The sequence below is a fragment of the Variovorax paradoxus genome (assembly GCF_009498455.1).
GTDB classification, from domain to species: Bacteria; Pseudomonadota; Gammaproteobacteria; order Burkholderiales; family Burkholderiaceae_C; genus Variovorax; species Variovorax paradoxus_H.
In genome coordinates, this window is the sequence record NZ_CP045644.1 from 2,947,354 (window position 1) to 2,960,933 (window position 13,580).

General features: G+C 67.9%; 14 protein-coding genes. 7 read left to right on the plus strand and 7 right to left on the minus strand.

Translation table 11 applies throughout. The features are described from left to right. Positions 1-6: 6 nt before the first annotated feature. Positions 7-1,191, minus strand: a complete 1,185-nt coding sequence (gene dinB / locus GFK26_RS13490) for a DNA polymerase IV (protein WP_228122008.1) — start codon at positions 1,189-1,191, stop codon at positions 7-9. Between the two features lie 210 nt (positions 1,192-1,401). On the opposite strand from dinB, the gene GFK26_RS13495 reads away from it, so the two are divergent. Next, positions 1,402-1,680 carry a contact-dependent growth inhibition system immunity protein gene (locus tag GFK26_RS13495; protein WP_153282393.1) on the plus strand — a complete coding sequence of 93 codons (279 nt, stop codon included), beginning with the start codon at positions 1,402-1,404 and terminating at the stop codon, positions 1,678-1,680. 3 nt (positions 1,681-1,683) lie between these two features. Here GFK26_RS13495 and GFK26_RS13500 read toward each other — a convergent pair whose 3' ends face one another. Continuing rightward, positions 1,684-2,223: a YiiX family permuted papain-like enzyme gene (locus tag GFK26_RS13500; protein WP_416222555.1), complete on the minus strand. Its 540-nt coding sequence runs from the start codon at positions 2,221-2,223 to the stop codon at positions 1,684-1,686. 141 nt (positions 2,224-2,364) lie between these two features. Here GFK26_RS13500 and GFK26_RS13505 point away from each other — a divergent pair, with 141 nt between their 5' ends. Further along, a complete protein-coding gene (locus GFK26_RS13505) occupies positions 2,365-2,925 on the plus strand; it encodes a putative glycolipid-binding domain-containing protein (RefSeq protein WP_153282395.1) in 561 nt (186 codons plus the stop codon). Positions 2,926-2,969: 44 nt separating this feature from the next. Continuing rightward, the gene (locus GFK26_RS13510) at positions 2,970-4,088 is read left to right on the plus strand and encodes a hypothetical protein (protein WP_153282396.1); all 1,119 of its coding nucleotides are present in this window, start codon (positions 2,970-2,972) and stop codon (positions 4,086-4,088) included. Here the strand turns inward: GFK26_RS13510 and GFK26_RS13515 are convergent. Both GFK26_RS13515 and GFK26_RS13520 read right to left on the minus strand, forming a co-directional pair. After that, entirely contained in the window at positions 4,085-5,077 is a 993-nt protein-coding gene (locus GFK26_RS13515) for a Bug family tripartite tricarboxylate transporter substrate binding protein (protein WP_153282397.1), read from the minus strand. The two genes, GFK26_RS13510 and GFK26_RS13515, sit on opposite strands and share 4 nt — an antisense overlap. Next, on the minus strand, positions 5,074-6,000 hold the full coding sequence (locus tag GFK26_RS13520) for a LysR family transcriptional regulator (RefSeq protein ID WP_153282398.1): 927 nt from the start codon (positions 5,998-6,000) through the stop codon (positions 5,074-5,076). The genes GFK26_RS13515 and GFK26_RS13520 overlap by 4 nt, the downstream gene beginning before the upstream one ends. A 119-nt stretch (positions 6,001-6,119) precedes the next feature. Here GFK26_RS13520 and GFK26_RS13525 point away from each other — a divergent pair, with 119 nt between their 5' ends. From GFK26_RS13525 to GFK26_RS13540, 4 genes are all read left to right on the plus strand, one after another. After that, the gene (locus GFK26_RS13525; RefSeq protein ID WP_153282399.1) at positions 6,120-8,897 is read left to right on the plus strand and encodes a tannase/feruloyl esterase family alpha/beta hydrolase; all 2,778 of its coding nucleotides are present in this window, start codon (positions 6,120-6,122) and stop codon (positions 8,895-8,897) included. After that, the gene (locus tag GFK26_RS13530) at positions 8,894-10,246 is read left to right on the plus strand and encodes an alpha/beta hydrolase family protein (RefSeq protein ID WP_153282400.1); all 1,353 of its coding nucleotides are present in this window, start codon (positions 8,894-8,896) and stop codon (positions 10,244-10,246) included. The genes GFK26_RS13525 and GFK26_RS13530 overlap by 4 nt, the downstream gene beginning before the upstream one ends. Positions 10,247-10,275: 29 nt before the next feature. Then, on the plus strand, positions 10,276-11,250 hold the full coding sequence (locus GFK26_RS13535) for a tripartite tricarboxylate transporter substrate-binding protein (RefSeq protein ID WP_153282401.1): 975 nt from the start codon (positions 10,276-10,278) through the stop codon (positions 11,248-11,250). A gap of 72 nt (positions 11,251-11,322) precedes the next feature. Beyond that, complete coding sequence (locus GFK26_RS13540; RefSeq protein ID WP_153282402.1) at positions 11,323-11,763, plus strand: hypothetical protein; 441 nt, start codon at positions 11,323-11,325, stop codon at positions 11,761-11,763. 122 nt (positions 11,764-11,885) lie between these two features. Here GFK26_RS13540 and GFK26_RS13545 read toward each other — a convergent pair whose 3' ends face one another. From GFK26_RS13545 to GFK26_RS13555, 3 genes are all read right to left on the minus strand, one after another. Further along, a complete protein-coding gene (locus GFK26_RS13545; protein WP_101493227.1) occupies positions 11,886-12,302 on the minus strand; it encodes a type II toxin-antitoxin system HicB family antitoxin in 417 nt (138 codons plus the stop codon). Continuing rightward, complete coding sequence (locus GFK26_RS13550) at positions 12,303-12,491, minus strand: type II toxin-antitoxin system HicA family toxin (protein ID WP_153282403.1); 189 nt, start codon at positions 12,489-12,491, stop codon at positions 12,303-12,305. Between the two features lie 153 nt (positions 12,492-12,644). Next, a complete protein-coding gene (locus tag GFK26_RS13555; RefSeq protein ID WP_153282404.1) occupies positions 12,645-13,523 on the minus strand; it encodes a hypothetical protein in 879 nt (292 codons plus the stop codon). Between the last annotated feature and the right edge of the window lie 57 nt (positions 13,524-13,580).

Genomic DNA, 13,580 nt, shown 5'->3' on the forward strand with positions numbered 1-13,580 from the left:
GGTCGGTCAGAACAGCGACGCCGTGGTCGCCACCGGCTCCGTGCTGCGGGCGCTTCCTGCGGGCGCCAGCGCCTCGGGGCTGCCGGCCTTGGCCAGCGCGCCCACGCGCACGCCCAGCAGGCGCAGCGGCCGTTCCAGCGGCACGCGCTTGAGGCACTGGCCGCCGATCTGGCGGATGGTCTTGCCGTCGGCGGTGTAGCGCTCGATGGTCTGGTCGCGCGTGGCGATCTTGAAGTCGTCGTAGCGCAGCTTGATGCCGATGGTCTTGCCCACGTAGCCCTTGCGCTGCAGGTCTTCGGCCAGCTTCTCGCACAGGTGGGTGAAGATCGCGCCCAGCTCGGCGCGGTCGCGCACCGCATGCAGGTCGCGCTCGAAGGTGGTCTCGCGGCTCATCGACACGGGCTCGCTCTCGGTGACCACGGGCCGGTTGTCGCGGCCCCAGGCCACCTCGTGCATCCAGGCGCCCGTGGCCTTGCCGAAGGTGTCGATGAGCCAGCCGCGATCGCGCGCCGCGAGCTGGCCCACGGTCTCGATGCCGAAGCGCTTGAGTTTCTCGTCGGCCTTGGGCCCGATGCCGTTCACCTTGCGGCAGGGCAGGGGCCAGATGCGGGTTTCGAGGTCGTGTTCGTACACCACCGAGATGCCGTTGGGTTTCTCGAACTCGCTGGCCATCTTGGCGATGAGCTTGTTCGGTGCCACGCCGATCGAGCAGGTCAGGCCGGTGGCGTCGAAGATGGCTTTCTGGATCAGCCGCGCCAGCGAGCGTCCGCCGTCGCGCTGGCCGCCGGGCACGTCGGTGAAGTCGATGTACACCTCGTCCACGCCACGGTCTTCCATGAGCGGCGCGATCTCCAGGATGACCTGCTTGAAGGCGCGCGAGAAGCGCCGGTACTCGTCGAAATCGACCGGCAATATGAGCGCCTGCGGGCACAGCTTGGCGGCCTTCATGAGCCCCATGGCCGAGCCGATGCCGAACTGCCGCGCGGGGTAGGTGGCGGTGGTGATCACGCCGCGTCCCGTGTAGTCCTTCAGCCGCGGAAAGGCCTCGATGGGAATGTCGGCCAGCGTGGCGCCTTCGGGCAGGTCGCGGATCGCCTCGTCGACGCGCCGCCGGCCGCCGCCGATCACCACCGGCAGGCCTTTGAGCTGCGGATAGCGCAGCAGCTCGACCGACGCGTAGAACGCGTCCATGTCGAGGTGGGCGATGCGGCGGATCGGAGGGGCGGGGGCGCGGGCTGGGAACTCACGGTGACAATTGTCTCGCTCTCGGCGCATGTTCGCCCGCGCCCGTGTCGCGTGCAAGAATGCGGCGGAATTTCAATCCCCACCCGCGGGACGACGAGGGCGCACTGCAGACATACGACGGCCGGCCGTCCCGACATTTCTTCCTCACGACCCACGATGCGATTCGAACTGATCGACCACCTCACCAAGGTTTATTTCGGCCAGGACGCCGACATCCTCTTCGGCGAAACCGGCGCCGAGATCATGGCGTCCTACCGCGAGTCGAGCACCCCGGCCGAGCTGGCTGCGCTGCGTGCCGAGATTGCGGACTACATCGGGTCGCACGACGACGTCGAGGCGGCGTTTGCGCGCGACTTTTCGCGCGACTACGTCCCTGAGGATTTCGGCACGCCGGCGAAGCAGTTTCTTGACAGCGTGCTGGCGGCGGTGCAGTAGCCGTCAGCGCGATTCGACCGTCACCAGCAGCGGCGAGTCGAACATCGCCACCGGCGAGATCACCGGCTCGTCCATCGGCACGGCGTCGCCGTAGCGCTCGCGCATCTTCGCGCGCACGGCCGGGTCGGAGAGGTTGAAGCTGCGGATCTTCTGCAGCTCGCCGATGCGCACGCCCAGCGCGCGGTCGTAGAGCTTCCACACGAGTTCCGAGCAGTAGATGCGCGAATCCGACCATTCGAAGGTCAGGTCGTACGGGCGGCCCGCGAAGTCCGAGGTGCGTGCATGCAGGCGCGCCACCGCGCCGGGCGTGAGCCGTGTGCCGGCGTCGCGCAGCCGCTTCACGACGTAGCGCCCGCCGTTGCCGCGCGCGGTCCATTGCGCCAGCGGCGTGTAGCGCACCGTCGAGACGGCCTCGAACACGTAGGGTTTGCCCTCTCGCAGCAGCACGATGCCCATGTGGCTGTAGCGCGAGCCGGTGGCGCGCTGTACGGCGACGCTCTGGGCCGAGCGCGAGGTGTGGAAGATGATGTCGCCGTCTTTCAAGGCAGTGGCTGCGTGGCCGGCGCCCGCTGGCAGAAGGGCAAGAAGGGTAGACAGCAACGGATAAAGGGCTTTCGACATGCAGGGCATTTTGCGGGATGCCGCTTGCGCCCCGCGGCATGCCGGTGCCATGATCCGCGCCATATGCAAACCGTCGCCTCCATCCTCTGGCGCAGGCTCGATGCACCGGGCCACGATGCCTGTCGCCTCGAACGCAACGCCTCGGCCTGGCAGCTCGACGGCGCGGCGGTGTTCCGCACCGAAGGCGGGCGCATCGCGCAGCTGCACTACCGCGTGCGCTGCGACCTGCTCTGGCACACGCAATGGGGCACGGTGCGCGGCTGGCTCGGCGAGTCGGCCATCGACCTGTCGATCACGCGCGATGCGCGCGGCCACTGGAAGCTCAACGACGAAGCCGTGCCCGACATGTCGCACTGCGTCGATCTCGACCTGGGCTTCACGCCCGCCACCAACCTGCTGCAGCTGCGCCGCCTGAACCTTGCCACGGGCGAAAGCGCCGATGCGCCGGCGGCCTGGGTCGATATCGAAGACGGCGGGCTCAGCGAGCTGATGCAGCGCTACGAACGGCGCAGCGACAGCACGTACGCGTACGAAGCCAAGCGCTTCGATTACGCAGAGGTGCTGGTCGTCACGGCCGAAGGCTTCGTGCGCGACTATCCGCGGCTCTGGCGCGCGGAGGACTGACGCGTTGTCGGGAGTTGTCGGGCGCTGCGCCTGAACGCAGCGGCATGGGCTTTCTGAGTTTCGCCTTCAACGCAGCCACCGTGGTGCTGTTGATCGTCGGCGTCGTGATCGTCGGCGTCGTCCTGCTGCGGGTCTTCGGGGCACTGGAGCGGCGGATGAGCTCCCCGGCGGCCGGGCGTTTCTTCAAGTTCGCGGGCTACTTCACGCTGGCGACCTGCGTTGCCGCGCTCGTGGGCGGCTTCGTTCTCTATGTGACGCGCGCGCCGGACAAGGCGGAACTCGAGCGGGGCATGGCCAAGCTCTTCACCTACCCATCGAACCGCATCCGCATCGATCTGAACGCTGTCAGCGAAGCGCAGCGCCAGGAACTGGTGCGCGCCCTGCAGCCGCTGCTGACGAGCACATCGCGCGAGTTCTACCAACGCGTGACCACGCGCCGCGGCGGCTACGGCGTGGAGGCGACGCTGCCGAGCTACTACCGCCTGAGTCCGGATCGTCTGGAGATCGCCACGGGCGAGAGCTTCGGCAACGGCAGGACGCTACCCCCGCTGTTCCCGCAGGTGCTGGCGCACGCGGCCAACGCGGCCACCGTGCCGGCACTGCCTGCCGCGATCGACGCACGGATCGTGACGGGCGACCAGGCACCGGTCCCGCTGTCGCTGGTGTCGAAGACCGCCGAGCTGATGGTGCTCACGCGCCAGACGCTGCGGGGCACGCAACCCTTGCCCGCGCCCTGCCTGATGGCGATCCAGGCGCAGGTGCCCACCGATCACTTCGAATGGCTCTTCGACGCCGACCGGAACGGTTTGGGCAAGGACGTGCGCCTGCAGGTGAACGCCGTGCCCGGCGTGCTGCCGGCCGGCGAGTACGAACTGCGCCAGCTGACACTGCTGGGCTCCGAGCGCCGGCGCGTGCTCTGGGAACGCGCCGCCGCGCAGGGGCATGTCGCCGTGCAGCTGGGCCTGGCGCCCGTCGGCCTGCGCGAGAGCCCCGGCTGCGAGGCCCGCCTGCTCAAGCAGCTCGACCGCGCATGGACCGTGACGGCGTTGCGCAACGTGTCGCCGGCACTGGCCAGCGCGGTGAAGCAGGTCGACATCGAACAGCGCCCGTCGCGCTTCAGCCCCTGGTACGCGGGCTTTGGCTGGACGGCGGCACCGCCCTAATCGAACTGCGCCCGCGCGCCCGCCACCAGCGCGCGGTTGCGCCGCCGGTCGGCCGCAATCTCCTGCGCGAAGTCGTCGATGCTCCCTCGCGCCGGCAGGTTGTAGGCCTCGCGCAAGCGCGCGCGCAGCGTGTCGCCCTGCAGCAGCCGGTTGATCTCGGCGTTGAGGCGCTGCACCACTGCCGCGGGCGTGCGCGCCGGCGCGAAGATGCCGAACAGCGAATCGCGGTTCGCCTTCTCGTAGCCCAGCTCCGCGAGCGTGGGCACGGCAGGCAGCGCTTCGATGCGCGCGGGCGCGCCGACAGCCAGCGCCTGCAGGCGACCGCTCTCGATGTACTGCAGCTGCTGCGCCGCGACGTTGGTCGACAGCACTTCGAACTGCCCGCCGAGCGCGTCGTTGAGCTGCGGCCCGCCGCCCTGGTAGGGGATGTGCGTGATGTCGGTGCGGCTTTGCATGCGCACCTGTGCGAGCACCATGTGGCCGATGGTCGCGACGCCCGAGGTGGCCCAGCGCACCGCGCCGGGCTGGCGGCGCGCCAGCGCGATCAGCTCTGCAAAGCCGCGGCCTGCGAAGGCCGGCGTGCCGACGACGAGCACCGGTGTGCGCATCACGCTGGCCACGGGCGCGAAGGCGCGCAGCGGGTCGTAGGGCGCACGCGCGAGCAGCGGGTGCAGGGTCAGCGGGCTGATGGCGGAAAACGCGAGCGTGTGGCCGTCGGGCGTGGCGCGTGCGAGCGCGTCCATGCCCAGGCTGCCGCCCGCGCCGGCGCGGTGTTCGATGAGCACCGGCACGCCCAGCGACTGCGCCAGCGGCTCGGCCAGCGCGCGCGCCATGCCGTCGCTCACACCGCCCGGCGGGTAGACCACGATCAGGCGCACGGGGCGGCTCGGCCAGGGCGACGAGGCCGCGTGCGACAGATGCGGCAACGCGCACGCGGCTGCAAAGCCGATGCGTTGCAGGAAGTGGCGGCGCAACAGCGGCTGGGTCATGCGACGGGCTTCCCCTCAGCCAGCCCGCGCAGCAGCGCCGCGAAGTGCCGCGCCGGCAGGTTGTCTTCGTCGACACGCGACACCAGTGTGAGCGGCGCATCGAGCTGGCCGCCATCGGCCAGTCGCGTGTAGGCGATGGCGTGCGCGTGCACGCCGGTCATCGAAGTGGGCACCACCGACAGGCCGACGCCCGCGGCCACGAGGTTCAGGTTGGTCATCATGCGATCGACTTCGGCCACCACGCGCGGGCGCAGGCCCTGCGCGTGGCACAGCGCGAGCAGCTCGGCATAGAGCCCGGGCGCGCCCGGGCGGCGCACGAGGATGATGCCTTCTTCGCAGAGTTTCGACAGCGACAGTGGCTTCGCCGGCTTCTTGCCATTCGCAGCCGTTGCGAAGCGGTGGTCGCTCGGCATCGCGACCCACACGGGCTCGCGCAGCAGCGTCTCGAACACCAGCCCCTCGGGCCGCGCCACCGGCACGCGCAGCAGGCCGCAGTGCAGCCGGCCGGCCGCCAGCGCCTCGGTGAGTTCGGCGGCGTTGTCTTCGCGCAGCTGCAGCTCCACGCCGGGGTGCGCGCGGCGGAACGCGCGCAGCGCCTCTGGCATGAAGCGGTGCGCCGCGGCCGAGCTGGTGAAGCCGACCGCGAGCGTGCCGGTCTGGCCCTGAGCCACGCGCGCCATGCGCTGCTTCATGGCCTCCATGTCCTGCAGCATGCGCAGCGCCTCGGCCTGGAACAGCCGGCCGGCGTCGGTGAGCGCCACGCCGCGCGGGTGGCGCTTGAACAGCAGCACGCCCAGCTCGCGCTCCAGCGCCTTGATCTGCAGGCTCAGCGGCGGCTGCTGGATGCCCAGCTGCTCGGCGGCGCGCGTCATGTGGCCGGTGCCGGCCACGGCCACGAAGTACCTCAGGGCGCGTATGTCCATATGTTTTTTGTATCGAATAGGCCTTGTTATTTTATTTGACCATAGGTCACACGGAATCTATCGTCCGGCCGCCCCTTCAAACAAGCAGCCCGCCGAGGCTGCATGCCGGAGACAAATCCATGCGCACACCGCGCCCTGCCTCGAAGTTTCGTGTCGTCGTTGCGCTGATCGGCGCGTCATTGGTCCTGGCCGCCTGCGGTGGCGGCAGCGGGGGAGGAGGAAGCCCCGGCTTCTTCCTGCCGACCCCGCCGCCCGCCAGCGGCGACACCCCGCCCGCCGAGGACCCGCCCGGCAATCCTCCTCCTCCGGTGCTGCCCGTCGTGGCCTGCGCCGACCTCGCCGGCAAAAGCCTGCCCGCCGCGCTCATCAGCCTGCCCACGCAGGGCGCGACCGTCACCAGCGCCACGCCCGTGGCCGCCGGCGACGCGGGCAACACGCTGGGCGATTACTGCCGCGTGCGCGGCACCATCGCGCCGGTCGATCCGGCCTCGCAGCTCATCCACTTCGCGATCAACCTGCCCGAGCAGTGGAACCAGAAGACCATCCACTTCGGCGGCGGCGGCTTCGACGGCGTGCTCATCGTCGGCACCGAAGTCATCCGCTTCGGCCCCGCCGGCAAGCCCGCGCCGCTGGCGCTGGGCTACGCCACCTACGGCGACGACTCGGGCCACCAGTCGAGCAGCATCACCGACGGCAAGTTCGCGGCCAACGACGAGCAGCTGGCCAACTACGGCGGCCAGTCGCTCAAGAAGACGCGCGACGTGGCGCAGGCGCTGGTGTTCGCGCGCTACGCCATGAAGCCCAGGCACGCCTACTTTCTCGGCACCTCGACCGGTGGGCGCGACGCGCTCGGCTACATCCAGCGCTGGCCGCAGGACTACGACGGCGTGATCGCCAACGAGCCCGCGCTCAACTACACCGGCACGCGGCTGTCGAACGTGGCGGTGGGCCGCGCGCTGTACAACAACAGCGCCGCGGGCTGGCTCAACCTCACCGAGACGCTGCTGGTGCAGAAGGCCGCGATGCAGGCCTGCGACAAGCTCGACGGTGCGGCCGACAGCATCGTGAGCAACGTCGAAAGCTGCCGCCAGCTGAACACGCAGGTCCTCGCGTCGCTGCGCTGCCCCAACGGCGCCGACACGGCCGACACCTGCCTGTCGGACGCGCAGATCGCCACGGTGCGCGTCATCGAATCGCCGCTGGAGTTCACGAGTTACTCGCTCGCCAACGGCGTGAAACGTGCGGGCGGCTACAACCTGCTCGAAGGTGCTCTGGTGGCGGGCCCGTACACCACGCGCGACCTCGGCACGCGCAAGGTGCCGGGCAACCCCGCCACCTCGGCCGACGCCAACATGTACGTCACCGGCGACCAGTGGGTGAAGTTCTTCGTCACGCGCGATGCCGACTTCAACACGCTGACCTTCGATCCGCAGAACCCGGGCACGTACACGTCGCGCGTGACCGAGGTGTCGAAGCTCACCGATGCGACCGACCCGAACCTCGCACCCTTCTTCGCGCGCGGCGGCAAGCTGCTCATGCTGCACGGCCTGGCCGACGAAGTGATCAGCCCGAACTCGACCATCGACTACTACCAGCAGCTCATTGCCACGCTGGGCCAGGCCGCGGTCACGCAGAGCGTGCGCTTCTACACCGTGCCCGGCATGGGCCACGGCACCGGCAGCTTCATTCCCAACTGGGACTCGCTTGCCGCGCTCGAAGGCTGGGTCGAGGGCGGCCTCGCGCCCGCCACGCCCGTAGCGGTGGACGCCGTGGCCGGCAGCTATGGCCGCACGCGCCCGCTGTGCCAGTTTCCGTCGTGGCCCAAGTACCGCGGCAGCGGCAGCCTCGACGCGGCCGTCAACTTCAGCTGCGTGACCGAGGTCGGCGACCCGCTCGCTTGCCCGAACCTGCCGGCGAGCGCAACGCGCTACAAAGGCGGCAACAGCTTCGGCGAGGAACTGCAGGTGCAGATCGACCCGGCCACCATGGCCTACACCGTGACCATCGATGCGAGCCACGAACCCACGCGGGTCGGCACGCAGCGCACCGGTTCGCTCGTGTCGCAGGGCAGCTGCAGCTACACGAGCGGCGAGAGCGGTGCGGTGTTCAGCTTCGGCGCCGGCGGCGTGCTGCTGGGCGGCGTGAACCCGCCGAGCGGCACCGGCTTCTCGCCGCTGGTGGCGTTCCAGAACACCTTCCAGAACGTGTCGCCGTCGACCGATTTCCGCACCGTGTCGTTGATCTTCAATGCGGCCGGCGTGGAACAGCTCGGCGCGGGGACGACGGCGGCGTTCTCGTCGGCGGGGCGCCTGCGCAATGCGGGCACCTTCCAGTTCTGCCGCAGCCTGGCGTCGAACAGCTTCATGACCTACGACCAGACCTGCAAGAACACCGAGAAGGGCTACCTCAGCTACAGCACGGCGCGCGGCGCCTTCGACATGTACACGACCTCGACCTCGTCGAGCGGCACCGCCGAGACCACGGGCGGCACGCTCACCGGCTCGGTGGTGATCGGGCTGGTCAACGGCGTGTCCACGCCGCTGTACCTTCGCCGCGTGGCCACCGCCGTGCCGGCGGCCGACAGCAGCAGCGGCGTGGCCACCGTCATCCAGCCGGGCCTGCGCTTGCTGGCGGTGCAGCAGACGCTGATGTCCGGCGCGGCCGATGGCAGCTATGCCATGGCCAGCGTGAAGGGCGAGAGCCGGGAAGCCACCGTGGTCGCCACCGCCTTCAACCTCGGCGGCACCGTTGCCACGCTGGGCTACGACACGCCAGTGCTCGGCGTGGCGCAGGCCGGTGCCGGCCGACCGGGCCATTTCATCTTCAACAGCGGCGTGATGGCGTTCGTCACCACCGATGGAACGAACGCCGCGCTGGACCTCGGAGTACGCCATTGAAAAAACACCTCTCGCAACTCGCTGCATTCGCTCTGCTCGGCTCGGCGCCGCTGCTGTCCGCCCACGCGGCGCCCGCCACCGTACCGAAGCCCACGGCCTGCCCGTCGCCCGTGCCCGAGACCGCACGCTGCTACACCGGTGAAGACGGCGCGGGCGCCTTCTACTGGATCGCCATTCCCAAAGACTGGCAGCGCGGCGTGCTCGTGATGCACGCGCACGGCGGCCCCGAGACGGGCGCGCCCAAGCTTGCGCGCAGCGAAGAAGACCTCAAGCGCTGGGCCATCACCGTGAAGGCCGGCTATGCGTGGGCCGGCTCCACCTACCGGCGCGGCGGCTACGGCGTGACGATGGCGGCCGAAGACACCGAGCGCTTGCGGCAGATCGTCGTGCGCCACTTCGGCACGCCCAAGCGCACGCTGCTGCACGGGCAGAGCTACGGCGCGGGCGTGGCGGCGAAGGCGGCCGAACTCTATGCGCCCGTGGGCGATGCGAAGTCGCCTTATGACGGCCTGCTGCTCACCAGCGGCGTGCTCGGCGGCGGCAACAGCGCCTACGACTTCCGGCTCGACCTGCGCGTGGTCTACCAGTACGTCTGCCGCAACCATCCGAAGCCCGACGAGCCGCAGTACCCGCTGTGGATGGGCCTGCCGATGGACGCGAAGCTCACGCGCGCCGACCTCGCTGCGCGCGTCAAGGACTGCACCGGCGTCGGCACGCCCGCCGCGCAGCGCACGCCCGAACAGGCGGCGCGGCTGAAGACGATCCTGTCGGTCGTGAAGATTCCCGAGCGCTCGCTCGTCGGCCATCTCAACTGGGCGACGTGGCTGTTCCAGGACCTCGTGCAGCAACGCCTGAACGGCCGCAACCCCTTCGGCAACATCGGCGTCGTCTACAGCGGTTCGACCGACGATGCGGCGCTCAACGCCGGCGTGCTGCGCTACGCGGCCGACCCGCAGGCCAAGGGCGCGCTCGCAGCCGACAGCCAACCCACGGGCCGCACCTCGCTGCCCACCGTGGGCCTGCATGCCATCGACGACCCCACCGCCTTCGTCGAACTCGAGAACGCCTACCGCCGCATCCGCGACGCGGCCGGTACGGGCGGCAACCTGGTACAGAGCTTCAGCGCCGAGCGCGAACACAGCTACCTCAGCGATTCGGAGTACCCCGCGCTCTTCGGTGCATTGCTCGACTGGATCGACACCGGCGAGAAGCCCACGCCCCAGAGCCTCGCGCAGCGTTGCGCGTCGCTCATGCCGCGCTACGACACCAACGGCAAGAACGGCTGCCACATCCAGCCCCAGTGGCAACCCCCGACGCTCGAAAGCCGCGTGCCTTCGCGCGCGCCCTGATTTTCTTTTTGACCTTGACGGAGACTCTGATGAAAAAACTGTTCGCCCTCGCGGTGGTGGCCCTTGCCGTGTGCGCCCACGCGCAAGACTTCCCCGCGGGCAAGCCCGTGACCATCGTCGTGCCCTTCGCGGCCGGCGGCCCGACCGACCGTGTGGCGCGTGATCTGGCCGAGGCGCTGCGCAAGCCGCTGGGCGGCGCGAGCGTCATCATCGACAACGTGCCCGGCGCGGGCAGCTCCATCGGTGCGGCCAAGGTGGCGCGCGCCAACCCCGACGGCTACACGCTGCTGCTCAACCACATCGCGATGGCGACCGTGCCGACGCTGGTGCGCAACGTGCCGTTCAAGGTCGAGACCGACTTCGAGTACCTGGGCATCGTCAACGACGTGCCCATGACGCTCATCGCCAAGCCCAGCCTGCCGGCCACCAACTACAAGGAGCTGACGGCCTGGATCGCTGCCAACAAGGGCAAGATCAACCTGGGCAACGCGGGCATCGGCTCGGCCTCGCACCTGTGCGGCCTGCTCTACCAGAGCGCCATGAAGACCGAGATGACGCCCGTGCCCTACAAGGGCACGGCGCCCGCCATCACCGACCTCATCGGCGGCCAGATCGACCTGCTGTGCGACCAGAGCACCAACACCTCGCCGCAGATCGAATCCAAGAAGGTCAAGGCCTACGCCGTGACCACGCCCAAGCGCCTGACCACGCCGCTCTTGAAAGACCTGCCCACGCTCGACGAGGCCGGCCTGAAAAATTTCCAGGTGACGATCTGGCACGGCCTGTACGCGCCCAAGGGCACGCCCGCGCCGGTGCTCAAGAAGATCAGCGATGCACTGAAGCTGGCACTGAAAGACGCCGACTTCATCAAGCGCGAGGAAGCGCTGGGCGCCGTGGTCGCCACCGACGGCCGCGTCGAACCCGAGGGCCACAAGAAGTTCGTGGCGGCGGAGATCGCGAAGTGGAGCCCGATCATCAAGGCGGCGGGGGTGTACGCGGATTGAGCGGGGTGCGGCGTTGGTCGCCCGGCCCAGAGCCATTACCCTCACCGATCCTGTTCATCAGAAATCGGCGCCATGAGCTTCAGCATCTACTACGACGCAAGACGCGACAGTCCCCTGACCCTCGAGGAAGCGCAGCGCCTGGACGCGATCGTGGGGGCCTTCGACAAGATCGACGAAGCCGACCGCCACGCGCATTCAGGCAAGGGCCTCAACTGGGAGACTTTCACGCTCTACGAAGCGTCCAGACTCACCGGGGGCAAGGTGCTGGAAGGCGCCACGAAACTCCCCGACAACAAGGCGTTCGCCCTGCACAAGGGGGCCAGTCATTGGGTGGCTTGCCTCAACCGGATTCGCCGTGACGTGCTGCCGGATGCCAGGTGGAGCGTGAGCATCGATGACAGGACGCTGCTCTGGAGCGACAAGAGCGGCTGGCACGACGAGGCGTCGGACGGGTTGGCGACGCTCTGGCTGGGCTGCCTGTTGAGCGCACCATTCCGGCTGTTCACGAAGTGAGCGGCTGACCGCCGGGCATGGCGCTGCCAGCCGTGGTCGCCGCCGACGGCCGCATGGAGCCTGAAGGCCACAGGAAGTTCGTGGCGGGGGAGACTGCAATTCCGAAGATGCAGCTTGACGTTTCAGACGAGAGAAAATTCCAGGCGTTTACCCAAGGCCTGCAATGCAGCGGCAACCGTATCGATCTTCGTCGGGTGATGCAGATCGAGGAGGCGGGTGACTTCTTGAGGCCTCGCATCCATTCGGCGCGCCAACTCAGCGGGACGCGCACCTTGGGCAATCATCTCGTTCAGCAAAAGTACTTTGGCTGAAACGCTTGCGGGAAGGTCGATGGCAACCTGCCCTCGCTTCAACGAAGATGGCAAAGGCACCGGGCGTCGATCTTCAAAATAGAAGTCCATTGCAGTGGTGAGCGCGTCCAGTGCAAGCTCCAGCGCTTTCGTTCGACTCTTGGCGCCCGTCAATGCTTCCGGGATGTCTGGAAACGACACCACGAATCCATCACCATCCCGCGCAATTCTTGCAGGGTAACTAAACATTCATTTCCCCTTGGGGTTCACGCCTGACTGGCGAAGGATGAGCATGCGCAGTCCCAGACCCAGCTCTTCCGTCGCATGACGAGGCAGCGTTGTTTGTTTGCCGTTCAAATAGACCTTCGTGTGCTTTTTCCCCTCAAGGAAAGTGGCGCCCAATGAGGCGAGGTAGCGTTTGAACTCCGATGTCTTCATGAGCTGGGCACAGGCGGGGCGCCTATGTCCTCGGAAAAGTATAAACAAAAATGTTGATTGATGGGTGGATGCAGTGCTCGGCAAGAGGGCTCCGCGATCACCATCAACGAAAACGGACCCCGAAGGGTCCGTGGCCAGAGACTGAAACCCGCGTTACTTGGGCGAGTAGGTCATCTTCGTCACAACCATCGACGTCTTCGTATCGCCGCCCTTCAGCAGCTGGCCGCGATACGGGCCTTCGGCTGCGAGCCAGAACTCTCGCGTGATGTCCTTGCTGATCCCCGCCGCACCCACTGTGATCTTGAGCGAGAGCTTGCAGGTGTTGAACATGCCCAAGGGCGTTTCCAGCTGCTCGCGGCCGTGGTAGGTGAGTTCTCCACTTGCGGGCAGTGACACGGTCGTGCCGCTCTGGCCGTTGAGGACCGACGTCTTCGCCGCCGTGGATTGTTGGCTGACGACCTGCCCCGGTGCCATGTTGACCGGGAACGCGAACGGGGGCGTGAAGGTCTGGGACACCGTACTGATATTTTCCAGCGGAAAGCCGGGAGGCACCGAAGACGCCATCGACGGATCGATCGTGTTCTTGTACGTGGTCGATTTTCCGTAGAGCAGGAAGCTGCCGTTCACGAGGTCCTTGTATTCCTTCTTGACGGTGCTCTGTTGAAACTGCGGAGATTTGAAGGTTTCCGAGCCCACGTTCACCGCGATCGGATTCGCACCGCCAAACGCCTCGCGGGCTTCGATCACCGCTTTTCTGCGGAAGGAGGGCGTCGCCGGATCTGTTCCTGGCTTGGCTGCCTCGAATTCCACAACCGTGCCTTCGCGGAAGTCGGCCTCATTGAAGCAAGGCCCCGAGCTGTCCGACACGGGCGCCGGCGTCGGCGGCGGGGCGGGTTCAGCGATGGGCAAGATGGGAAAGGCGGGAGCGCCACCACCGTCTCCGCCACCGCCGCACGCGGAAATAGCTGCGACTGCGGCAACGATTGCGAGCAGACGTGCGCGTGAAATGTTGTTGGAACGTGCTTTTTTCAAGATTCCTCCCTGTTGTTGAGGGCGGAATATTGGAGGGCGATCTTGTGCGTTCGAACG